This is a genomic window from Gilliamella intestini (assembly GCF_900094935.1).
Taxonomy (GTDB): Bacteria; Pseudomonadota; Gammaproteobacteria; order Enterobacterales; family Orbaceae; genus Gilliamella; species Gilliamella intestini.
The window spans coordinates 60,199-83,800 of record NZ_FMBA01000001.1 but is presented as its reverse complement, the minus strand read 5'-3'; the positions used below and the strand labels follow the sequence as shown (position 1 = coordinate 83,800).

Here is a 23,602-nt window from a genome sequence, read left to right as displayed (position 1 = left end):
TATCAAAACCTATTGTCAAATATTTGAATAAATTTATAATTCTTGAAACCAAAAATTGATATAATAAATATAGTTACTATGATAAAAAAAGAAAATATACTTTCACATGGAGTGTGTCTTTGTCTTTCTATTTTGCTTGTTTACTTATTAGGTTACGAGCAAAGATTTGATCGCATATTTCTAACTTACTTTTCTCTTACTTTTTTAGCTCGACTTACTTTTTTTCGAATCTTTTTCTGCATTTGGTTTGTAATAGCTGCTATCTATTTTCCTATTGGATTTTATTATGGTCCACCTAATGTTGCCGTAATTAGTGCTATTGCTGAAACAGATTTTGAAGAAATAACGGAATTCTGTTCACAACTATCAGTTTATTTTTATTTTGCTCCTCTAATCTTAGCATTAATTTTTATTATATTATTTAAAAGATTTTCATTTCCAAAAACTAACAATTTCTATTTACTTATTTTTGTATTAGGGCTATGTTTTTATAGACCAATTAAAGCTGTAATAAAACATAATCCAAATTCTTTCAATACAATATCAACTACTTTATTGAATAATTTAAAGTATCCTATTTTTGAGTTTTCTCTCTCATTTTACGATAGTGCAAAACTTTATTTTCAAGAAAAACAAGAACAATTAAAACAAATTGAGCAAACAAATACTATCCCAATTTTATCTATTAATCCTCAAAAAAAGAACTATATTATTATTATTGGCGAAAGTGTTCGTAAAGACTATATGAGCGCTTATGGTTTTAAACTTGACAATACTCCCTTTGCTCGCACCCAAGCCAGCATTATTTGGGATGGATTAATAACACCTGCACCAAATACCCAATCATCAATTCCACATTTAATTAGTCAATCAATCTTTTTAGACGACAAAAAAGTCAATGCACAACTAAATAATAATATTGTTAGCATTGCTAATGAGGCAGGATTTGAAACTTATTGGCTTTCAAATCAAGGTAAATTAGGCACAATTGAAATTACGGTACCTCGTATTGCCTCTTATGCACAACATTCATTTTACACTAAAAAAGGTGAATATAATGGTAAATCATCGAGAGGAAAACATGATACTTTATTATTACCTGAATTAGATAATATTTTATCGACAGAAAATAGCAAACCAAAACTTATTGTTATGCACCTAATTGGTTCACACTCTAACTTTTGTAAGCGATTAGAATTTAATGTGCAGTTTGATCTGAATAATAAAAATATATCATGTTATGTTAGTAGTATTAAAGAAACAGATGATCTTATTGCACAAACTATCAGTATACTAAAAAAATATAATCAAGATTATTCAGTTGTTTACTTTGCAGATCATGGGCTTGCGCATGCAGATCAACATAATGACTTAAGACACAATTCAGAATATCAAGATAGTTATCGTGTCCCATTTATCTTTTTTGATTCAGATAAAACACCCCAGCAAAAAATTAATAAACAAGTATCGGGATTCCAATTAGTTTATCTATTGAGTAATTGGATGGGTATAAAATTAGACGTAAACCATAATTATATGGAAAACGAACTTTCTCAAATACCAGAACAACAAAATATCAAAGTTAAAGGCTGGGATAACAATAAATTATATCAATTTGATAAACTAAAGAAAGATCCTAATCCCTATTAGGTTTATAATCATAGACAGATATAAAATGCCATCATTAGATCAGATGGCATTTGATTGATAATTATTCTATTATTATTTTAATAAACTATTTGCCTGAGCTATTACATTTTCAACAGTAAACCCAAATGTTTTAAATAGCTGATCTGCTGGGCCTGATTCACCAAAACTAGTCATGCCAACGATTTTGCCGTTAAGACCCACATATTTATACCAGTAATCGCTAATACCAGCTTCAATAGCTAGGCGAGCTGTGACTGATGATGGTAATACTGACTCTTTATAAGCCTGATCTTGTTTGTCAAACGCATCGGTTGATGGCATTGACACTACGCGTACTTTTTTGCCGGCTTGAGTTAATTGTTGATACGCTTCAACAGCAAGCTCAACTTCCGAACCTGTAGCGATGATAATCAATTCAGGTGTACCTGTGCAATCATTTAAGATATAACCACCACGATATACATCAGCTAATTGATGAGCTGTGCGATCTTGTTGTTTAAGGTTTTGTCTTGAAAAGATCAATGCCGTTGGGCCATCTTTACGTTCAATCGCATATTGCCAAGCAATGGCTGATTCAACTTGATCGCAAGGACGCCAAGTACTGACATTTGGAGTCATCCGTAAGCTTGCCATTTGCTCGACGGGTTGATGCGTTGGTCCGTCTTCACCCAAACCGATTGAATCATGAGTATAGACAAATAAAGAACGGATTTTCATTAACGCAGCCATACGAATAGCATTGCGTGCGTACTCCATAAACATTAAGAATGTTGCACCATAAGGAATAAATCCGCCATGTAAGGCAATACCGTTCATGATTGCTGACATACCAAACTCACGCACACCATAATGGATATAGTTACCATTAGCATTAGCTAAAATTTCTTTAGAGCCTGACCACATGGTTAAGTTACTTGGTGCTAAATCTGCTGAACCACCTAAAAACTCAGGTAATGCAGGAGCAAAGACTTCAATAGCATTTTGTGATGCTTTACGAGTAGCTATTGTTGCAGGGTTTGCTTGTAGTTTATTAACCACATCGTTAGCAATTTGTGACCAGTCTGCAGGCAGATCACCATTAACGCGACGTTTAAATTCTTTAGCCAAATCAGGGTAAGCCTTAGCATAAGCGTCAAAACGAGCATTCCATTCATCTTCGCACTGTTTACCTTTTGCTTTGGCATCCCAAGCATCATAATAATCTTTAGGAATATCAAACGCAGGGTGATTCCAACCTAGTGCTTTACGGGTAGCTTCGATTTCAGCATCACCTAATGGTGCGCCGTGGCTTTCATGGCTACCTGCTTTATTTGGTGAACCAAAGCCAATTACAGTTTTACACATTAGTAATGACGGTTTATCACTTACTGCTTGTGCTTGTTCAATCGCTTCTTTTAAGGCTTTAGCGTCATGCCCATCAATACCACGAATAACATGCCAACCATAAGATTCAAAACGTTTTGCGGTATCATCAGTAAACCAACCTTCTACCTCACCGTCGATTGAAATTCCATTATCGTCATAAAATGCAATGAGTTTACCTAACTTTAAGGTACCCGCTAAAGAACACACTTCGTGCGATATTCCCTCCATCATACAACCATCCCCCATAAACACATAAGTATGGTGATCAACAATGGTATGACTTGGTTTATTAAATTGTTCCGCTAACGTTCTTTCTGCAATTGCCATACCAACAGCATTGGCAATACCTTGGCCTAACGGACCCGTTGTAGTTTCAACACCAGGTACATGACCATATTCAGGATGACCTGCGGTTTTTGAATGCAACTGACGAAAGTTTTTTAAATCATCGATAGTTACGTTATAACCAGTTAAATGTAACAAGCTATAAATCAACATAGAAGCATGACCATTTGATAAAACAAAACGGTCACGATCAGCCCATTTAGGATTGGTTGGATTGTGTTTTAAAAAGCCACGCCAAAGCACTTCGGCCATATCCGCCATACCCATTGGCGCACCTGGATGGCCTGATTTTGCTTTTTGCACGCCATCCATGCTTAATGCCCTTATCGCATTCGCCAGTTCGCGGTGAGATAGTGTGGTTGCATTCATGTCATCATCTCCAAAAATTTTGAGTTTAAATTTGTTAATACCTGCAAGGTTAACTTCACTTGCAAAATCGTTATTTAAATTAACGAAAGGAAAATAGTATAAAAATGGGGAACATACTCCCCCAATTGTTTTATATGATTATAACAATGCGCTAATCATGTCTTCTAATTTGCCTTGGTCAACGGCAAAAGCTCGAATACCTTCAGCGAGTTTTTCAACAGCCATAGCGTCACTATTATGTTGCCATCTAAATTCGGCTTCAGTCATAGGGGTAGGACGAGCCACCACAGATTGATTTGGGTTGAGTTTTTGTACAACAGGCGCATTTGATTGTTGCATTTCGGCCAGTAAGTTAGGCGAAATTGTCAATCTATCACACCCTGCTAATGCCAAAATTTGATCGACTTTACGGAAGCTAGCTCCCATCACAATGGTTTTATAGCCGTGTTGTTTGTAATAGTTAAAGATATTACGAACTGAAACAACACCAGGATCTTCATCAGCGACATAAGGATCAATTGGTTTTTTAGCTTGATACCAATCATAAATGCGACCAACAAAAGGAGAAATTAAAAAGGCATTCACTTCAGCACATGCACGAGCCTGAGCGAACGAAAACAATAACGTTAAATTACAATTGATACCTTCTTGTTCAAGCACTTCTGCCGCTTTAATACCTTCCCACGTTGATGCGATCTTAATTAAAATTCGAGACTTATCAATGCCCTTTTCTTTATAAAGCGCAATGATTTTACGGGCTTTTTCAATGCAGCCTTGTTTATCAAAAGACATACGGGCATCAACTTCGGTCGAAATTCGCCCCGGAACACTTTTTAAAATCTCGGCGCCAATATTAACCGCAACCTGATCGCATGCATTAACTAATTGTTCTTCTTTGCTACCACCTAATTTTTTAGCGGTTTGCACGGCAGAATCAATTAAATAACGATATTGAGGGAGTTGTGCTGCTTTTAAAACAAGAGAAGGGTTAGTTGTTGCATCTTCAGGGGAAAACTGCTTAATCGAATCGATATCACCAGTATCAGCTACCACTACGGTTAGTTTTTTAAACTCGTCTAATTGACTCATACTATTTGTCCTCATACAGCATTTTATTACAATGGCAGTATAATAACATTTATTCAATAATAAAACGACTTTGTCATTCAGTAATGATCTAACCGTATAGTTAGTAATAAACAAATAGCTAAAAACATGAATAAGGTTAACTAGCATAAGGCTTTTTCGCAATAAAATCGCTCATTGAACGATTTATTACTACTTTTTTTATTGTGTAAATAAACTCAATTATGTGAACTGAATCACAAAACAAAATCGGTATTGATTGTCTATGAGAAACAGTAAAATAATTAGCACCAAATATATTCAATGTTACGGCTTAAGTCACAACTTGAACAAGAATGACACTGATTTGTTTGGCAAAATAGCGGTTGATTTTGCTCTACTAACTTTATTGTCCCCTTCTTAATCCAAAAAGCCAACATTTGAGTAACAGCACTTTCTGGTAAGTGGAAATGACGTGCAATATCTTGCAAAGATGCACGACCTTTTAACTGCACATAATCACGAATTGATGTTATTAACATGGCTATAATTAAAATCGCAGGCGTTACCTGCGTATTTTTCCTCTATATGATGTTTTACACATTAACCTAGCAAATTTACTGACAGCATGTTGCTTTTTTATTGTTAGATAAATTTGACACTACACCTTGATTAAAAGATAAATATCGCCCAAAAGCACGCATGGACAATAAAGCAACAACAATAAATGTACCGCATCCCAACAACCACCAAACTGCCACATGCGAATGCCCAAGCAATGTAAATTGATAATAAACCGTTGCCGTTAACCACGCTATACTAAAAGTCCAGATGGCTACAAACAAAGTCCATTTAAAACCAGCCTCACGGTACACGGCACCTAGTGCTGCAGCACAAGGCGTATAAAGTAAAATAAAAATCAAATAACTCATCGCAGATGAAGATGAGCCAAATGCATATTTCATTTGTGAAACGGTTGTCGAATCCACCGCAAAATCAGACTGTAGCGAATTAATATCTTGCGAAGCAGTTGAAAACCCTAATGGATCTAAAACCGTATCAGACAAACTAATCAAATTTTTAGGAATTGTGGCTAGTGCATCGTAAATATCTTGCGACAAACTCCATTGCTTAACTTGTTCACTATCATCATTCATCGAATAAAGCGAGTTCAAAGTTGCAATGACCGATTCTTTAGCAAAAATACCCGTGAAAATTCCCACTGTTGCTGGCCAATTATCGTGTTTAATTCCCATTGGTGCAAAAGCTGGTGTGATGGTTTGACTGACAACAGAAAGCATAGAATCTTGCGAACTTTCATGCTTAAACGAACCATAACTGCCCCACGAATTAAGCACACTTAACACTGCCACCATTAACACAATAGCCTTACCAGATCTAAAAATAAACGACTTTAAACGCTGCCAAGTCAAACTTAATAAACTACGCAATGTTGGAATACGATAAACAGGCATTTCCATAATAAATGGCGTAAGTGAACCTTTTAATAACGTAAATTTAAGAACAAACCCGGTAACCATTGCCACTGCAATACCCAATAAATATAAAGCAAACACCACGATAGCCGCATTTTTAGGGAAGAATATTGCCGCAAATAAGGCATACACAGGCAACCTTGCCCCACAAGACATAAAAGGGATCATACAAATTGACATAATACGATCGCGTGTACTTTCTAACGTTCGAGTGCCCATAATCGCTGGCACGCCACAGCCAAACCCGACTAACATGGGGACAAATGCCTTACCCGGTAAACCAACACAGCGCATGACACGATCAACCACCATTGCAGCACGCGCTAAGTACCCAGAGTCTTCTAAAAATGACAACCCAAAAAACATTGCACCAATAACGGGAATAAAAGTCGAAACTGTTTGAATGCCCCGACCAACACCATTGGCTAAAATTGCTGTAATCCAATTTGGAGCATTGATAGCATGAAGAAGTTCAGCCGTGCCATCAACAAAAATCGAGCCACAAAGCACATCAAAAAAATCAACAAACACAGACCCAACATTAATTGCCAACATAAACATGGCATACATAGCTAATAAAAAGAAGGGAACGCCCGTCAAACGTCCTAATGTTACATTATCCAACCAATCAGAAAACCGACTATTGAGCTCACGCGGTTTATCGATCACTTTTTTACAAATTGTATCAATGGTGTCATAACGAGCGCTAGCTAGTGCTACATCGACTTCGTTATCACACCATGTTGCTAGCGATAATCGACAATTTGCTAATATATCACGATCCGATTGTGGCAAATTACCACAAGAATGATCCAATAACACATCCATCAACTGCCAGCGATTAAACTGACGCACCACACTCTCTTTTGGCAGTTCTTCAATATAGCGATTAATCACCGCTTGCACTTCATCACCCAATAAATCTATCGACGGTTGTGCAATTTGTGGATGGTTTACCAATTTTTCAATATGTTGATAAAAGCTTGCCAATCCTATTTTTTTGCTAGATGATATCGCAACAACCGGACAACCAAGCAACGTTGATAACCTATCAACATTAACCTGTTCCCCCATGGCTTTAAGTGCATCGCACATATTCAAAACCACAATCATTGGCAGTTGTAAGTCAATTAGCTGGCAAGTTAAATATAAACTACGCTGTAAATTCGTCGCATCGATTATATTGATAATAATGCTATCACGTTCAGACAACACAAACTGACGAGCTATAAGCTCATCTTGCGACACGCAAAGTGGATCACGCTCGATCGAATAAGTACCAGGTAAATCAACAACCTCATATTGCTTATGTTGATATGAAAAAACGCCCGTTTTACGCTCAACCGTTACTCCCGACCAATTCCCCACGCGCTGCTTTGCACCAGTCAACAAATTAAACAGTGTTGTTTTACCACAGTTAGGATTACCAATTAACGCTACCTTCACGCATTCACCTCCATCACTTCAATAGCTTGAGCTTCTTTACGACGTAAACAAAGCGAAAAGCCTCGCATTTTAATTTCAATCGGATCACCAAGTGGTGCTATTCGCACAGCCAAAACCTTGCAGCCGGGTGTAATACCCATAGCCAGTAACTTTCGACGAAAAGGCAACGATTCAGGTAACAATCGAGTAATCACCGCCTCGTGCCCTAAAGGTAATTGATTAAGAGTAAAAGATGACATTATGCTTCCTAAAAATGACGATAATATTGATAAAAGCAATCGTATAAAATTAAATATGCTTATTTTAAAAAATATCAACGTCATTTTTAGTTTAAAAATGCGAATTATTCTCAATAACAATAAATAATAAGTAAAAAAATCGCAAAAATGATTAAACCTTAGATATGCTGTAGAAATTTCTCTCGTTGTTTACAATAATTTGAGAAACACTGTAATAAATATCCATAAAAAAACAAAACTAAAGCCCTATCACAGACAAGCGATAGAACGCTGATATCAAAAAGAAAAATAACTCTCACCAATTTGGCTAAACCTTTATGGTCAGTCACTAAATCATTTATAGCGTGCTAAAGAAAGCACGATTGAAGCTTTTTGTGCCTTTAACCAGTAAAAATGAACGTATAGAACGATCAGTTAGGGAATTAAACGTCTGGTTAAAGTCGAAAAATCATTGAAGATAACGATAACAAAACCGCTTTGAGAGAAATACGACAAGCTGATACCTAAGGTTTGCCTTTACTTAAAAATGAAACGATGCAGCAAACTAGAGAATATTCGCTTAAAAATATCCATTTGATTTTTATTGTTTTTATACATAAACGTAGTACACTCCTGAAACTTTTTAACAAAAACTATACTGTATTGATTTATTTAAATAAACTGTGTGATAACCGGTATATCAAGCAAAAATCACCTGCTCATAAACTAATGGAAAGCCGAAAACGTGATATGAACTTTGAATTGATATGCGGCATAAGCAGCCAATATTTAACGATTCCAAAGAGAGAAAACAAAAGCTTAAATGTTTGATTAATTTTTATCTTACGGTTAAACCGCATAAAACAATTTGAGGAAAAACGCCTTATGATTTTTAGCGAATTATTTTAATCATGAAGTGTAAACAACTCGGCGTTTTCCTACAGATAAGATATATTAATATTCATGTGTCGTATAAATTTTTTAAGGAAAAAATTTATTGTTTATGGATCTAATTTACAAGTTATCCATTCTACGAGCTTTTTTTCATCTGACCGTGAGCAATGAACTCAGTATCCTTTGATTTCAGGTTTCATCGATAACCTTATAAACCATTGTTCGTCTTTTGGAATATCTTTTTGTAATTTTACTTTTTTATAAACTACTTTCACATCAGAATTTAACTTTTTAATAATCCAGTTCTCTAACGTCATATTGTTGTTTTTTGCTTGTTTTATCCATCGAATGAAACTTTTTTTTCTGTAACAAAAATAAACAATATTGATTTTTGCTCCATTTTAACCTCTTTATAGAAAAACCTATTACAAGTTAACATGCTAATAGGCTTATGAGTAAAGACGAAAGACTAATTTTTTTCGTTGGTTTAGCTACTTTAATACACCATAAAGTGAAAATGAACATAGACAAACCGAGTAAAAAAAGTAACCACATAATAAGTACCTCTATTACTTATTTTTCAGTGGAATGGCAACACATTCTCAAACAAAAAAATTAAGGGGTAAGTGTTTTTTAAATTCAACGGGAGGCAAGCAGCCTAACAAAGAATGTAATCGTTTATGATTATACCAATAAGCATAAGCCGAAAAAGCGCATTGTAACTCAGCCGTTGAGTTAAAACGTTGATCTTTTACAAATTCCGTTTTAATTGTTTTAAATGTCGCTTCCGCTACCGCATTGTCATAAGGACATCCTTTCTTGCTTAATGAATGCGCGATATTAAATGTATTAAAACAATCCGCTAATAACCGATTATCAAACTCTTTACCTCGGTCAGCAACAATTTCACTACGTGATTTACCATGTTGATAAAGACTGAACATTTGCTGTTTAAAATCATCTGTGAATGTTCGTCTTTTGCGTTTAATCTTATTCATATTTGTTCCTTTTTTAGTTGTGATAAGTTTATCTTACCCCTTAAAAAAGTTGTATGAATTAGTGTAGCCGATCCAGTTGTTTGACTTATTCAATGACATAACTTGAAAGGATTTCACAAAACGGATCGGCATATTGACCGTTCTCAAAGTTAACAGCATCTAGGTATTTAACAGGCACTTCGTGACGGGCGACAACTGCGCCAAGTAAGCAGTAAGCCGTCGAAATCATCAATCAAGCTGATATCTTCTGATAACTCAACAAATGTTACATTGTATGAGCGAAAGTCTTTGTTAATGCAGTCACGAATGTGTTGTTCGTAGCCGTCACCGAACTTAATTACCTTTACTTTCGGTGATATTGAGATTGTAGAGCTGTTTTGAGGTTTCCAATGAGATGTTTTCGTAATTTTTTCCAGACATAAAAAAGCCCACAATTGAGAGCTTCAGGTTTAAATTTACTTATATTTTATTTTTATAAAACTTATATATCTTATATAATACTTATATCAAGATTAGTTAGAAAAACAAAATGAATAAAATTATTTATCAAATTAAAGCCTTAAAACAGTTACGGAAAATTCAAAGCAATGCTTTAATCCGTAATAAAATTAATGAACTGGCTTACATGCCGAATTGCATTAATGTAAAAACCTTAACTAATCATAAATATCAGTACAGATTACGGATGGTTAACTATCGAGTGTTTTTTTAATTTTGATGGTGTCATTCATATTGTTTTTATTGAAGAGGTGAAAAAACGCGATGAACGCAATTACTAATATACAGTTTATTAATAATGAACAAGGACAACCACAATTTGTGGTTATGCCTTACAATCAATACTTAGAGTTATCAAACACAAAAACAATCGATGTTGAAACTGGTGTACCAAGCGAAGTTGTTAACATGGTTTTTGATAATAACTATTCTCCTGCACAAGCATGGCGTGAGTATTTAAAATTATCCCAAGTTGAAGTTGCGAATAAAATAGGTATTAGCCAATCAGCTTATTCTCAATATGAAAAAAGCCAAAAGTTAAGAAAAGCAACACGGATTAAAATTGCCCAAGCACTACAAATCAAGCCTGAACTGTTAGATTTTTAATAAAAAAAACCGCCGAAGCGGGTTTCAGATTGAGGCTTTCTTTTAAATTCAGTAATGATCGATGTTCTTGCAATGTTAACTAGTTGAGATGTCGCCTTGGGTTACCGCACATCCAACAAGAGCAAGCTGTTGGTGTTATTACATGCCTTTTTAGCGATTTTCTAGAATCACCAGAATAAAAATCGTGCTTTCTATTATCTAGACATCGTTTTAACTTGTGTCGTCTATATGCTCGTGTTCTCATAAAATTACTCACATATGGATAGCAAAAAGCCCAACTATTTCAGTGGGCTTAAATTCTATGTGTTCAAAACCGCATCTTAGGTAGATTATCTGTTTAAATAAACAGTCAAGTATTTATTGCGTTCTTCAAGCTTTTCGTGTTGCTGTAATTTGAAGAGCCATCCCTAATGCATGAATAATTTTGAGCATAGTGTCAAATCTAGGTTTTTTAGCTGATAAAGTTTTATATAAACTTTCCCGCCCAATACCTGCTTCTTCTGCTATTTTTGCCATGCCTATTGAACGAGCCACATCATTAAGTGCGGCGATAAACTCTTCTGATGAAATATCATCATGTAAAAAATCCGAAAGATACATAGCTCTTTCTTCATCAGTATTAAGAAATTTTGCCGCATCAAATTGCGTCACTTTAATCGTTTTTAATCTCCTTCCAAAGTTTCACCGCTTTTTCTATATCTTTATTTTGTGTTGATTTATCACCACCACATAGCAAGAGATAGGTAATATCGCCATCCTTTGCGTAATATACTCGATACCCTGCACCAACAGTAATCCGCATTTCGTAAATTTCATCCCTTAAAAATTTATGATCACCAAAATTACCAAAAGCTGCTCTGCGAATCCTTGCCGTTATTGCTGTTTTTCCTTTTGGCTACGTCACGATTTAGTTTGTACGGTTTTTCTTTGGGTTTGGCTGATTCAATGGCTTTTATAGTTAGTATAATTACGGTATTTTTGCTCACGGTACTAAAATATACCGTTAGAGCGTTGTCAATCATTTAGAAATCGTGTTAAACCACTTCAAAACGCTGTTAAAATAAGGCTTGAATCGTAGAGTATCGTTTTAAATCTTATTCATGAATTCGACCCCAGCAGGAATCGAACCTGCAACTAGCCCTTAGGAGGGGCTTGTTATATCCATTTAACTATGAGGTCATAGAGGGGTGCTCATTTTAATAAATTTATAAAAATAATGCTATTTAAATAACGAAAAATTTTTTATTTTGATTAATCATGATACAATTAAATCATATTTAATTTTATCAGTTTTAAGCGAAGATATTATGAAAAAACGAATAGTTGGTATGATATTTTCTGTGATGGCCCTAACTAGTTGTGCCACTTATCAGACCGAAACTAACTCTTATAGTGATCCGTTATCTGGCTTTAACAAAACCATGTTTGATGTTAACTACTATGCGCTTGATCCTTATGTCTTTCGCCCTGCTGCAGTCGCTTGGAAAGATTATGTCCCTACTCCTGTTCGTAGTGGTGTGGTTAACTTTTCATCTAACCTTTCTGAACCCGCTTCGATGGTGAATAATTTATTACAAGGTGATGTTCATAAAGCAGGCACACATTTAGCACGGTTCTTTTTAAATACTGTTTTTGGTTTTGCTGGTTTAATGGATATTGCTAGTATGTCTGATCCTCAATTACAAAAGGGTGGTAAACGAAGTTTTGGCGATGTTTTAGGTCATTACGATGTACCTTATGGCCCTTATGTTGTACTACCGTTTTATGGATCTGCAACATTAAGAAACGAAGGTGGTCACGTAGTTGACACGCTTTACCCACCGCTTGTTTGGTTGGACTGGCAATGGGCATTAGTGCGTGGTGTGTTTGACGGTGTTGAAGCGCGTGCTGTTGCGATAGAATATGAAGATTTAATTAAAAATAGCGATGACCCTTACAACTTTATGCGCAATGCATACTTCCAACGTAATGACTTTGTCGCATCGGGCGGTAAAGTCGATGAAAGTAAGCAGCAACAACGTGAAGAAACCATTAATGATTTTATTAATGATATCGATTCACAATAACTTTTTAAATCAAATAAAAACCGCTAATAATTGGCGGTTTTTTTATTTGTGTTGATGCTATTTTATTCATCAAATAGAAAGCATATTACTTACTTGTGAATAGCGTTGATTATATTTTTTTTGATTTTTTTAGTTTTTTTACTTAAACACTATACACTCCTGAAACTTTTTGACAAAAATTGCGCTGTTTTGGTTTATTTAGATAAACTGTGTGATAACCATTATATCAATCAAAAATTTAAACACTTTATTAATTTTTATAATGCGCTTAAACCGCATAAAGCGATTTTAGGGAAAACACCTTATGCGTTTTTAGATGGCTATTTTAATTATGAGGTATAAACAATGCGACGTTTCCTTACATATAAGTCATTTTAATTAAAGGTTTTTTAATACTGGCCTCATTTCTGGCAGATAATGCCAAAATCGACTTGGCATCTGTTGCCGTTGTAATTTAGGATTGATACGTTCTTTGATAGTTAAAGCATTGCAATAGCGTTGCCACATGGTTTGAAATAATGCTTCTTCCTTCGTTAGATATTGCTGATTAACTTGGCTGTGAATAATCAAATCATCCTTATTAACAAGCGAAACAGGCTCAATAGTGTGTAAATTATAAAAATAACCATATTCACGCTTTTCGTCATATATCGCCCATTTTTGATCGGCAAAACGCGCTTTAAAAAATCTGAGGACTAATGGTAATACATTATAAATAGGAGCGATAACCGAAAAATACACTTTATCATTATTGTTATTGTTATTGTTATCATGATGCTCAAACTCACTGTTAAGTGGATGACTAATAGCATTAAAACGTACAAATTGCATCACTCGATGCCGTTCTCGACTTACCTTTTTTGCAATATCATGCACAGTTAACACATCGTGATCAGCAAAATCGGTTTCGATTGTTTGAGATGATTTAAAAACCTTACAAATATAACGAAAAACAACCAAATCGCTTTCGGGCAATTCTGATAGCCACACATACATTAAATGGCGAAGTGCAATTTTGCTGACCTTTTTAATTAATGCCACACGTACTCGCTCATATTTTAGCTCACTAAATACAACATGATGCCTGTCAGACACTAACAACGGCTCAATTTGCTGTGCCGTTAACAAACATTCTGGCATTTTTTTTAGTTTAAAAGCATCAAAAACTGCACAAAGCAGGCTTTCAAAGCTTTTATCGTAATAAAACGCTAACATACGCTACCACCCCATCGCCAATTGCTCAGGAGCATTATTTTGCTTATCTTCTAATAAAGAAGGTTCTTGTAAAGGCGGTTCTTGCAAAGTAAGCCGGATATAATCGGCTGATGAATCAAGCAATTTAAATTTTTTCATTTCATGACACACAACAAAAAACTTCGCTCGCTTTAAAACCACCCCAATACGCTTAAGTGCCTCAAAAGTGAGTTTACGGTGACGCCTTGCCATCACAATTAACTTTGCTGATTTAACCCCTATACCTGGCACACGCAAAATTTTTTGATAACTATCACGGTTAACATCAACAGGAAAATACTGTGGATTGCGAATTGCCCAAGCCAGCTTAGGATCAACTGTTAAATCAAGATCAGGATGCTGATCGTTCACAATTTCATCGACATTAAAATCATAAAAACGTAATAACCAATCCGCTTGGTATAAACGGTTTTCACGCATTCTGGGTACATCTTGAACAACTGGCAAACGTTTATCGTAGCCATTTACAGGAATAAATCCCGAATAATAAACTCGTTTCATACTTGGCCTTTTATAGAGCTTAGAAGTTAATTGCAAAATTTGCTTATCTGACTCATCTGTCGCACCTATAATCACTTGCGTGCTTTGCCCAGCAGGTACAAATTTTGGCGTGGATCGAAATTTTTTGCGATCTTCAATATTTTCTAGCAAATTTTGATGAATTTGGCGCATTGGTTGATAAATGCTTTGATGATCTTTATCGGGCGCTAATAATTTAAGATTTTCTTCGGTTGGGATTTCTAAATTAACACTCATCCTATCAACCAATAAACCTGCTTGATCAATAAGCTCATTACTTGCACCGGGGATCGCTTTCATATGAATATAACCATTGAAACCATGCTCATTACGCAAGATTTTTACCACTCTGATCATCTTTTCCATCGTATGATCAGGGCTTCTTACAATGCCTGAACTAATAAACAAACCTTCAATATAATTGCGGCGATAAAATTCGATGGTCAAATCGGCCAGCTCTCTTGGTGTAAAGCCTGCTCTTGGTATGTCGTTACTTTGTCGATTAATACAATAAGCGCAATCAAACATACAATAATTGGTCAGCATAATTTTAAGTAACGACACACACCTTCCATCAGCAGTAAATGTATGACAGATTCCTGATTTATGCGCATTACCAATACCTTTACCTTTGTTACTTCTTGACGCACCACTTGATGAACAAGAAATATCATATTTTGCCGATTCAGCTAATATTTCAAGCTTCGTTATCATTTTTTCATTCATATTAAAATCACTAATAAACTGTATATTTATACAGGATTATAGCGATTTTATTATAGGATTCAACCCAAACAATGCACTTTTCTACTCAATAAAAAAACAAATATTCTATTTTTACTAAAAAACAATAAGCTAACATTTTATTTAAAATAAAAAAAGAGCTAAGGTATTGTTCAGCTTACAAGCGTACGCTATAATCAACACACTTTAAGTATGAAGCCAAATAACTTAGGAGCTAAATAGTAAATGAAACGTGTTGTAATTACAGGGTTAGGAATTCTTTCAAGTATTGGGAATAATACTAAAGAAGTTTTAGAATCACTAAAAATAGGTCGTAGCGGTATTACTTTTTCCCAAGAAATGAAAGATAGCGGAATGCGTAGCCATGTATGCGGAAATGTCAAACTCGACACAACCGGACTGATTGATCGTAAAATTGTTCGCTTCATGAATGATGCTTCTATTTATGGTTATTTAGCTTTACAACAAGCAATTGAGGATGCCAAATTAACACCAGAACAAGTTTCTAACCCTCGTACTGGGTTAATTGCTGGTTATGGTGGTTCAACCAAGACGCAATATAATGTTGTTGCTGGAATGAAAGAAAAGGGATTACGTGGTGTGGGACCTTATGCGGTAACCAAATCAATGTCATCAGCGATTTCAGCCTGTTTAGCAACGCCATTTAAAATTAAAGGTATTAGCTACTCAATGACATCAGCTTGTGCAACATCAGTTCACTGTATTGGGCATGCAGCAGAGCTAATTCAACTTGGTAAACAAGACATTGTATTTGCAGGTGGTGGTGAAGAGCTTTGTTGGGAAATGTCATGCGAATTTGACGCCATGGGGGCTTTATCAACCAAATATAATGACAACCCAGAAAAGGCATCACGCGCTTATGACAAAAACCGCGATGGTTTTGTTATTGCTGGCGGTGCTGGTATGGTTGTGGTTGAAGAATTAGAACACGCACTTGCTCGTGGTGCTCACATTTATGGTGAACTAGTTGGCTATGGCGCAACATCAGATGGTCATGACATGGTTGCCCCATCGGGTGAAGGCGCAATGCGTTGTATGCAACTTGCTATCCAAGATTTAGATGTTCCTGTTGATTATATCAATACTCACGGCACATCAACCCCAGTGGGTGATGTCAAAGAATTATGGGCAATTAAACAAGTATTTGGTGATAATATTCCCGCTATTTCATCAACTAAATCAATGACGGGTCACTCACTAAGTGCAACTGGTGCACAAGAACTTATTTATTCACTATTAATGTTAGAGCATGGCTTTATTACCCCAAGCATTAATATTGATGAATTAGATGAAGCTGCAATTGGTATGAATATTATTACTGAACCAACCGAGCGTGAACTAACAACAGTCATGTCAAATAGTTTCGGTTTTGGTGGTACTAATGCCTCAATTGTCATGAAAAAATACAAAGCTTAGTAAGTCGGTTTTCAATTGATATTACTTATGAAAATGTTCCATTTAAAATGGTGCAACTTACTGACAAACCTCGATATTATTCGGGGTTTATTTTTATATTAATCAACTAAGCAAGCATTAAAAAGGATATTTTTCTTGACCTGCAAAAAATCTTTTGTCGAGATATAATTATAAGATGTAAGAATTATTCTCACTATTTATACTTTAAAATTCCTGCAAATAAAAATAGTTTTAAGTTTGATACAAATAATCTTAATAAACAAAGAAAAACGATATAATAGATATAGCATGATATGAAAAAAGCAGATTACATAACAAGAGAAGGCTACTTAGCGCTTGATCGTGAACTAAAATATTTATGGAAAGAGGAAAGACCTAAAGTTACTCAAGCAGTATCAGATGCTGCAGCTTTAGGGGATCGTAGTGAAAATGCGGAATATATCTACGGTAAACGCCGATTACGAGAAATCGATAGGCGAGTACGTTTCTTAACCAAGCGATTAGAGTCACTGGTCATTGTCGATCCAGATCCAAGACAAGAGGGAAAAGTTTTTTTTGGTGCTTGGATCAAATTAGAGGATGAAAATGGCAATTTGCGTATCTATCGTATTGTTGGAGCAGACGAGTTTAACCCTAAAAAAAATTGGATATCAATAAATAGTCCTGTTGCCAGAGCTTTAATTGGACATAAAATTGATGATGAAATAGTCGTTATGACCCCTAATGGAAAAGTTTATTATTCTATTGTAGAAATTAGTTATACAGAATTAAAAGTTTAAATGTAGGCAAACACCGAGTTGTTTGCACTTCATGATTAAAATAATCCTCTAAAAACGCATAAGGTGTTTTTTCTGAAATCGCTTTACAAGTATTTAAGTTTTTGTTTTTTATCTTTCGAATCGCTAAATATTTGCTGAACATATCACGCCTCAACTTAAAGTTCGTATCATACTTTAGGCTTTTCCATTGGATTGTGGGGTGGTGATTTTTGGTTGATATGCTGGTTATCACGCAGTTTATTTAAATAAACATTTATCTAACAAATAAAGGTAGTCCCATTTTTGTCAAAAAGTTTCAGGAGTACACTACGTTTATGCATAAAACCTTAAAAATCAAATGGATATACATAAGTAAATATTCTCTATTTTGCTGTTTTGTTTCATTTTTAAGTAAAGGTAAACCTTTGGTATTTCGCTCAGAGAGGTTTTGTTATCGGGTTTAGTTTGCTGTCTTAATTTATCTTCAATAGATTTTTCAACTTTAACAGACGTTTAATTCCATAACTGATGATTTTATACGTTCATTTTTACTGGTTAAAGGCACAAAAAGCTTCAATCGTGCTTTCTTTAGCACGCTATAAATGATTTAGCGACTGACCATAAAGGTTTAGCCAAATTGGTGACTGTTATTTTTCTTTTTGATATCAGCGCTCTACCGCTTGTCTGTGATAAGGTGTTAGTTTTGTTTTTTGTATATTCATTACAGTAGTTTCTCAAATTACTGTAAACGACGCGAAGAATTTCTACATGCACGCTAGTAAATCCTACAGATTCTTAATTTTATTGTTAAAGATATATTTAAAGAGGAAGAAGGAAGCTATTTTATAAAAAAACTGAAATAAAAATCTTTTATCTTATAAAAAAACATATAAAAACTTCGAAGCTGTCTTATTAAAATAAATTTAATTTAAAATATAATTATCTGCACCAAGTAAAGCATAATACTTAATGTATCTATCTTATTGAAGATTTTATTTTTGGAGTTTTTGCTACTGTTTTTTTTAATTAAAACACATAAGTACTTAATATAATTTTTATGGCTGGGGTACCAGGATTCGAACCTGGGCGTGGCGGGATCAAAACCCGCTGCCTTACCGCTTGGCTATACCCCAATAAAAGGGAGAGATATCTAGTATAGGTAGTGAGATTTGAGCTCGCACACCTGTTCAGAGCTAGAATCTAAATCGAGTGCATCTACCAATTCAACTATACCCGTTTAGGATAATTGTAAAAATAAATTACAAAAGTGATAATAGACTGAATAATCAGATATCAAAAAATTAAGCAGTTGGAATGGCTGGGGTACCAGGATTCGAACCTGGGCGTGGCGGGATCAAAACCCGCTGCCTTACCGCTTGGCTATACCCCAATAAAGAAGACACTAAAATTAAATGGTGCGGGTGGAGAGACTTGAACTCACACGCCTTGCGGCGCCAGAACCTAAATCTGGTGCGTCTACCAATTTCGCCACACCCGCACTGAATACTTCCGGTAAAAGTACTACCTAATCTTAATGGTGGCTACGACGGGATTCGAACCTGTGACCCCATCATTATGAGTGATGTGCTCTAACCAACTGAGCTACGTAGCCATTCATTCGCAACGTCATAACCAACACTGCGAGGCGCATTATGCTAGGGTTACACCAAATCGTCAACTATTTTTTTAAGATATTTTGAAAAAAAGTAACGATTGATTAAGATACAATCAAATACAGTTTAATAACGCTTCAATTCGCCTTTTTTGTAACTCAAAATGAATTTGTTTCCCTGTATAACCTTCAGAAATAATTTGCTGCACATTGACGCTATTGGCGATTTTATAAGCTTCTTTTATATAATTTGCTTGTGCAAACGATGTTGTTTTAGAAAAAGTTTGGCTTGCAATAATTAATTGGTCAAGGTGCAAAGGGTTGCGCCATACATCAATGCTATTTAGCAAAGAAATAATTTGCTCGGCAGTCAGGGTTTGCACTCGTTCAAGATTATTTCGATATTGCTGAACCATGACGGCAACTTTAGTATAGTTGTTAGGTACTTTAATTTTTTCACATAATGCTTCGACCGCTAATTTGTTAGATAACTGTGCACACAGTACAGCAAAACGGATAGTTAAATCATCAGTTAATTGAGCAGATTTTTTTAGTGCATCACTAATATTGGCTGTTAAGTCTAATGATGAAAATAATAATGGAAGCGCTCCACATTGTTCTAGTATTTGAAAATAGATCTGTGGATTTAATGTCGACAATGCTTTTTCGGTTTCTTTCCATACACGTTCTGGTGTTAAGTAACTAACCTCACCTGCTAATACCATTTGTTTCATTAGCTCTAGAGTTTGAGGAGCTACAGTAAAACCCAATCGATGAAAACGAGCAGCAAAACGTGCTACACGCAAAATACGTAGAGGATCTTCTCGGAAGGCTGGCGATACATGGCGTAAGATTTTATGTTTGATGTCATCAACGCCATGATATGGATCGATGATATTGCAATCTTCATCCATCGCAATGGCGTTAATTGTTAGATCACGGCGAATCAGATCTTGTTCTAATGTGATCTCTTTACCAAAATCACAAATAAATCCAGTATAGCCTCTACCCGATTTGCGTTCAGTACGAGCCAATGCGTATTCTTCTTTAGTGCTAGGGTGCAAAAAAACCGGAAAGTCTTTACCAACTTGTTGATAACCTAAGGCCAAAAGATCCTCTGGTGTAGCACCAACAACTACCCAGTCATGATCAGCAACAGGTAGGTGCAACAATTTATCACGCACACTCCCTCCTACAAGATAGATTTTACTCATCTAACTCATCCAACGATCTTTTTTGCGTCGACCTGGTATAATTATTGGTAATATAAGCCCTAAAATAAGACCGCCTCCAGCAACAAGACCGCCATAGGTAAACCAAGTTACAATAAGGTCTCGGCGTTTGTCATCGACTTGATTTAGCATTGATTCAATTCGTGAATTTTGCTCTTTAACTTGTTGTTCTAGTGCTTCATTTTTATTTTGAAGTGTTTCTATCGATTTTTCAGCTGTTTGCAACTTTTGGATATAATCACTTAACAATTTTTGTTGATTTGCCTCAGCATTATCAACTTTATCTTGATATTCTGCTAGTTTTGCTTCCAGAGCTGGAAAGCGTTCTTTATAACTAGGTTGTTCATTTAGTTTGTTTGTTTCAATCCAAGCGGTACTACCATTATTAAGTTGAATGCGAGTAAATTTGCCATCTGCGCTTTTTTCAAGCTCGACAACTTTTTCTCCAGCTTTAACTGCATTAGAAACCGCATATTGCGAACCCGGGCCTCTACGTAAATAAATATCGACATTATCAGTCACATATTTGTCTATAGCATAACCATTAAAAGAAATCGCAAAAAACGAAAGTAGTACGATAATATTCTGTTTTTTCATATATTTCCAATAAGCATCTATAAATAGTTTCATAATAACATAAAATCATAGCAAGTCGCATATTCATTTTATAATAAATAGTTTTAAAAACTAAAATAGATATGACTTTTAACAATGAAATCGCTTACATATTTTGTGAGATCTTAATCACAAAATATGAAATTAAAAATATTATTTTATATAAATAGCTATTATTTTATATAAGTAAAATATTACAAATTTGGAGCCATTATGAATTATTGTCTTAGCAAGAACAATATAGATATCCTTTTTCGTACTGAACCGTATGCCGAATTGTGTTATTTTGGTAAGCGATTACAAAACTTTCAACCTGAAATGATTGACATGCTTTACCCTGCTGTCGCTAATTCTCGTATTGATGTCAATGTACCTTTCACCCTTTGCCCTGAAGAAGGCTTAGGTAATTTTAGTACACCGGGGCTTGAAGGACACCGAGAGGGTAAAGATTGGTCACCAGTTTTTGTAACCAAAGAAGTTATCAAAACGGATAATGATATAACGATTATTAGTGAAGATACTGTCGCTAAACTGCGTTTAACTAGTCATTTTATTTTAGATAAAAGTGGTGTATTGCAGAGTCAAAATACGTTAACCAATTTAGGTGATGAACCATATCAAGTTAATCGCTTTTCTATTACGTTACCTATTCCTGAACGGGCACAAGAATTAATGGCTTTTAGTGGTCGTTGGATTAAAGAATTTTTTCCTCATCGAACTAAAATATCACATTGTGGTTATTTACAAGAGAATCGACGAGGACGAACATCACACGAATATTTCCCGGGTATGATGGTTGGAACAGAAGGTTTTAAAGAACAAACTGGCGAAGTTTGGGGAATCCACTTGGGATGGAGTGGCAATCATCGCATTCAAGTTGCAGTTAAAAGTAATGGTAAACGTTTTATTCAAGCGGAAGCTCTGTATTATGCAGGAGAAATATCTCTAGCTAAAGGTGAATCTTTAAGTACGCCTTGGTTATATGCTACCTATAGCGATGAAGGCTTAAATAAAATAAGTCAACATTTCCACCAATATTTACGTAGTAATATTATTAAATTCGCCAAAAATAAAGCTCGTCCTGTTCATCTTAATACATGGGAAGGTATCTTTTTTGACCATAACCCAGATTACATTATGAAAATGGCGACTAAGGCAGCTCAAATTGGTGTTGAACGCTTTATCATTGATGACGGTTGGTTTGGTAAACGTGATGATGATTACCAAGGATTAGGTGATTGGTATTTAGATGAGCGAAAATATCCCAATGGTTTAGAACCGGTTATTAAACATGTTAAAGATCTTGGTATGGAGTTTGGTATTTGGGTTGAGCCAGAAATGATTAATAAAAACTCAGATCTTTATCGTGCTCACCCTGATTGGTTACTTGAACTACCGGGTTATCAACAACCAGAAGGTCGCCATCAGTATTTACTTGATCTACAAAATCCCGCTGTATTTGAATATCTGCTTGAAAGAATAACTTGGTTACTCGGTAACCATGATATTGATTATATTAAATGGGATATGAATCGAGAAATTGTACAGCCTGGGCATGAAGGAAATCCTTCCATTGTAGGACAAACAAAAACACTTTATCGATTACTTGATATTTTGCAAGAAAAATTCCCTAATGTTGAAATTGAATCTTGTTCATCCGGTGGCGGGCGAATTGATTATGAGATTTTAAAACGTACCCAACGTTTTTGGACTTCTGATTCTAACGATGCATTAGATAGACAAATAATTCAACGCGGAATGAGTTATTTCTTTCCTCCAGAAGTCATGGGGGCGCATATTGGTGGAAAATTATGCCATACCACATTTCGTGAACTACATATGAATTTACGTGGTTTAACCGCTTTATTTGGACATATGGGAGTCGAGCTCGACCCAGTAAAAGAGTCTGAGCAAGAACAAAAAGGTTTTGCATATTATATTAATTTACATAAACAACTGCGCTCTTTGTTACATAGCGGTAACTCTGTAAGATTGGATGTTGATGATAGCCCAGCTATGCAAAGTTATGGGGTTGTAAGTCAAGACCAAAAAGAAGCTGTATTTATTATTGCTCAACTCACATTACCAACCTATGCGTTAAGTGGCAATTTGAGGTTGGCGGGTTTGTTAGCTGATAAACAATACCAAATTGAAGTGCTAGATATGCCTGATAATATCGATCCTAAAATAAATGGTCATGTTATGAAAGAATTTCCTAAATGGATGAAAGACAAAACAACGTTATCTGGTGATTGGTTAATGAATGTCGGTTTACCTTTACCAGTACTTGACCCAGCAACTGCTATGTTAATAAAAGTAACCGCTAAATAATATTATCAATACTTCTAAATTAATTATTAAGCAACTATCTGGGGATTTGCTAATTGCTGTCCCCCTTAATATTCAATCTTTAAT

20 protein-coding genes, 5 tRNA genes and 2 pseudogenes are annotated in these 23,602 nt (G+C 35.3%); 7 read left to right on the top strand and 20 right to left on the bottom strand.

What is annotated here, in order from left to right:
- The first annotated feature begins 555 nt into the window (after positions 1-555).
- Positions 556-1,650: a phosphoethanolamine transferase gene (locus GA0061080_RS00400; RefSeq protein WP_167349147.1), complete on the top strand. Its 1,095-nt coding sequence runs from the start codon at positions 556-558 to the stop codon at positions 1,648-1,650.
- A gap of 72 nt (positions 1,651-1,722) precedes the next feature.
- On the opposite strand, the gene tkt is transcribed toward GA0061080_RS00400, so the two are convergent.
- From tkt to GA0061080_RS13060, 9 genes and pseudogenes are all read right to left on the bottom strand, one after another.
- The gene (gene tkt / locus GA0061080_RS00395) at positions 1,723-3,729 is read right to left on the bottom strand and encodes a transketolase (RefSeq protein ID WP_091119129.1); all 2,007 of its coding nucleotides are present in this window, start codon (positions 3,727-3,729) and stop codon (positions 1,723-1,725) included.
- Positions 3,730-3,867: 138 nt separating this feature from the next.
- Positions 3,868-4,818 carry a transaldolase gene (tal, locus tag GA0061080_RS00390; protein WP_091119126.1) on the bottom strand — a complete coding sequence of 317 codons (951 nt, stop codon included), beginning with the start codon at positions 4,816-4,818 and terminating at the stop codon, positions 3,868-3,870.
- 281 nt (positions 4,819-5,099) lie between these two features.
- Positions 5,100-5,336, bottom strand: a complete 237-nt coding sequence (locus GA0061080_RS00385) for a FeoC-like transcriptional regulator (protein ID WP_091119122.1) — start codon at positions 5,334-5,336, stop codon at positions 5,100-5,102.
- A 75-nt stretch (positions 5,337-5,411) separates the two neighbouring features.
- Entirely contained in the window at positions 5,412-7,736 is a 2,325-nt protein-coding gene (gene feoB, locus GA0061080_RS00380; RefSeq protein WP_091119118.1) for a Fe(2+) transporter permease subunit FeoB, read from the bottom strand.
- The gene (locus GA0061080_RS00375) at positions 7,733-7,975 is read right to left on the bottom strand and encodes a FeoA family protein (protein ID WP_081300229.1); all 243 of its coding nucleotides are present in this window, start codon (positions 7,973-7,975) and stop codon (positions 7,733-7,735) included. Before GA0061080_RS00375 ends, feoB begins: the two co-directional genes overlap by 4 nt.
- 1,046 nt (positions 7,976-9,021) lie before the next feature.
- Positions 9,022-9,165, bottom strand: a complete 144-nt coding sequence (locus GA0061080_RS12515; RefSeq protein ID WP_167349146.1) for a hypothetical protein — start codon at positions 9,163-9,165, stop codon at positions 9,022-9,024.
- Between the two features lie 285 nt (positions 9,166-9,450).
- Positions 9,451-9,846, bottom strand: coding sequence for an integrase core domain-containing protein (locus GA0061080_RS00370; RefSeq protein WP_091119115.1), 396 nt, complete (start codon positions 9,844-9,846; stop codon positions 9,451-9,453).
- A gap of 88 nt (positions 9,847-9,934) precedes the next feature.
- Positions 9,935-10,054, bottom strand: a pseudogene (locus GA0061080_RS12345) (phage minor tail protein L); the annotation flags it as partial.
- Positions 10,014-10,280 carry a phage tail protein gene (locus GA0061080_RS13060; protein ID WP_091119111.1) on the bottom strand — a complete coding sequence of 89 codons (267 nt, stop codon included), beginning with the start codon at positions 10,278-10,280 and terminating at the stop codon, positions 10,014-10,016. The pseudogene GA0061080_RS12345 and the gene GA0061080_RS13060, both read right to left, overlap by 41 nt.
- A gap of 95 nt (positions 10,281-10,375) precedes the next feature.
- On the opposite strand from GA0061080_RS13060, the pseudogene GA0061080_RS13055 reads away from it, so the two are divergent.
- Both GA0061080_RS13055 and GA0061080_RS00355 read left to right on the top strand, forming a co-directional pair.
- Positions 10,376-10,625, top strand: a pseudogene (locus GA0061080_RS13055) (type II toxin-antitoxin system RelE family toxin).
- Entirely contained in the window at positions 10,609-10,950 is a 342-nt protein-coding gene (locus GA0061080_RS00355) for a helix-turn-helix domain-containing protein (protein WP_091119108.1), read from the top strand. Before GA0061080_RS13055 ends, GA0061080_RS00355 begins: the two are co-directional and overlap by 17 nt.
- Positions 10,951-11,319: 369 nt before the next feature.
- On the opposite strand, the gene GA0061080_RS00350 is transcribed toward GA0061080_RS00355, so the two are convergent.
- From GA0061080_RS00350 to GA0061080_RS00340, 3 genes are all read right to left on the bottom strand, one after another.
- The gene (locus tag GA0061080_RS00350; protein ID WP_209435670.1) at positions 11,320-11,601 is read right to left on the bottom strand and encodes an addiction module antidote protein; all 282 of its coding nucleotides are present in this window, start codon (positions 11,599-11,601) and stop codon (positions 11,320-11,322) included.
- Position 11,602: 1 nt separating this feature from the next.
- A complete protein-coding gene (locus GA0061080_RS00345) occupies positions 11,603-11,815 on the bottom strand; it encodes a type II toxin-antitoxin system RelE/ParE family toxin (RefSeq protein WP_245174420.1) in 213 nt (70 codons plus the stop codon).
- Positions 11,816-12,057: 242 nt separating this feature from the next.
- A tRNA-Arg gene (locus tag GA0061080_RS00340) sits at positions 12,058-12,129 on the bottom strand.
- Between the two features lie 128 nt (positions 12,130-12,257).
- Between GA0061080_RS00340 and GA0061080_RS00335 the strand changes: the two genes are divergently transcribed.
- Positions 12,258-13,016, top strand: a complete 759-nt coding sequence (locus GA0061080_RS00335; RefSeq protein ID WP_091119096.1) for an MlaA family lipoprotein — start codon at positions 12,258-12,260, stop codon at positions 13,014-13,016.
- A 378-nt stretch (positions 13,017-13,394) separates the two neighbouring features.
- Here GA0061080_RS00335 and GA0061080_RS00325 read toward each other — a convergent pair whose 3' ends face one another.
- Both GA0061080_RS00325 and GA0061080_RS00320 read right to left on the bottom strand, forming a co-directional pair.
- Positions 13,395-14,231, bottom strand: coding sequence for a TIGR03915 family putative DNA repair protein (locus GA0061080_RS00325; protein WP_091119090.1), 837 nt, complete (start codon positions 14,229-14,231; stop codon positions 13,395-13,397).
- 3 nt (positions 14,232-14,234) lie between these two features.
- Entirely contained in the window at positions 14,235-15,515 is a 1,281-nt protein-coding gene (locus GA0061080_RS00320) for a putative DNA modification/repair radical SAM protein (RefSeq protein ID WP_091119085.1), read from the bottom strand.
- A gap of 243 nt (positions 15,516-15,758) precedes the next feature.
- Here GA0061080_RS00320 and fabB point away from each other — a divergent pair, with 243 nt between their 5' ends.
- Both fabB and greB read left to right on the top strand, forming a co-directional pair.
- Positions 15,759-16,970, top strand: a complete 1,212-nt coding sequence (gene fabB / locus GA0061080_RS00315; protein ID WP_065636530.1) for a beta-ketoacyl-ACP synthase I — start codon at positions 15,759-15,761, stop codon at positions 16,968-16,970.
- Between the two features lie 293 nt (positions 16,971-17,263).
- Complete coding sequence (gene greB, locus GA0061080_RS00310; RefSeq protein WP_091119082.1) at positions 17,264-17,749, top strand: transcription elongation factor GreB; 486 nt, start codon at positions 17,264-17,266, stop codon at positions 17,747-17,749.
- Positions 17,750-18,786: 1,037 nt separating this feature from the next.
- Here greB and GA0061080_RS00305 read toward each other — a convergent pair.
- The 6 genes from GA0061080_RS00305 to GA0061080_RS00280 form a co-directional block, all read right to left on the bottom strand.
- Positions 18,787-18,861: transfer RNA gene (locus GA0061080_RS00305), tRNA-Gln, on the bottom strand.
- Between the two features lie 182 nt (positions 18,862-19,043).
- A tRNA-Gln gene (locus tag GA0061080_RS00300) sits at positions 19,044-19,118 on the bottom strand.
- A gap of 23 nt (positions 19,119-19,141) precedes the next feature.
- Positions 19,142-19,226 (bottom strand) — tRNA-Leu (locus tag GA0061080_RS00295).
- Between the two features lie 37 nt (positions 19,227-19,263).
- Positions 19,264-19,340 (bottom strand) — tRNA-Met (locus GA0061080_RS00290).
- Positions 19,341-19,456: 116 nt separating this feature from the next.
- The gene (locus tag GA0061080_RS00285; protein ID WP_091119078.1) at positions 19,457-20,554 is read right to left on the bottom strand and encodes a multifunctional CCA addition/repair protein; all 1,098 of its coding nucleotides are present in this window, start codon (positions 20,552-20,554) and stop codon (positions 19,457-19,459) included.
- On the bottom strand, positions 20,555-21,169 hold the full coding sequence (locus GA0061080_RS00280; RefSeq protein ID WP_167349145.1) for a TIGR04211 family SH3 domain-containing protein: 615 nt from the start codon (positions 21,167-21,169) through the stop codon (positions 20,555-20,557). It abuts the gene before it with no gap.
- A 231-nt stretch (positions 21,170-21,400) separates the two neighbouring features.
- On the opposite strand from GA0061080_RS00280, the gene GA0061080_RS00275 reads away from it, so the two are divergent.
- A complete protein-coding gene (locus tag GA0061080_RS00275; protein WP_091119070.1) occupies positions 21,401-23,518 on the top strand; it encodes an alpha-galactosidase in 2,118 nt (705 codons plus the stop codon).
- The last annotated feature ends 84 nt before the right edge of the window (positions 23,519-23,602 follow it).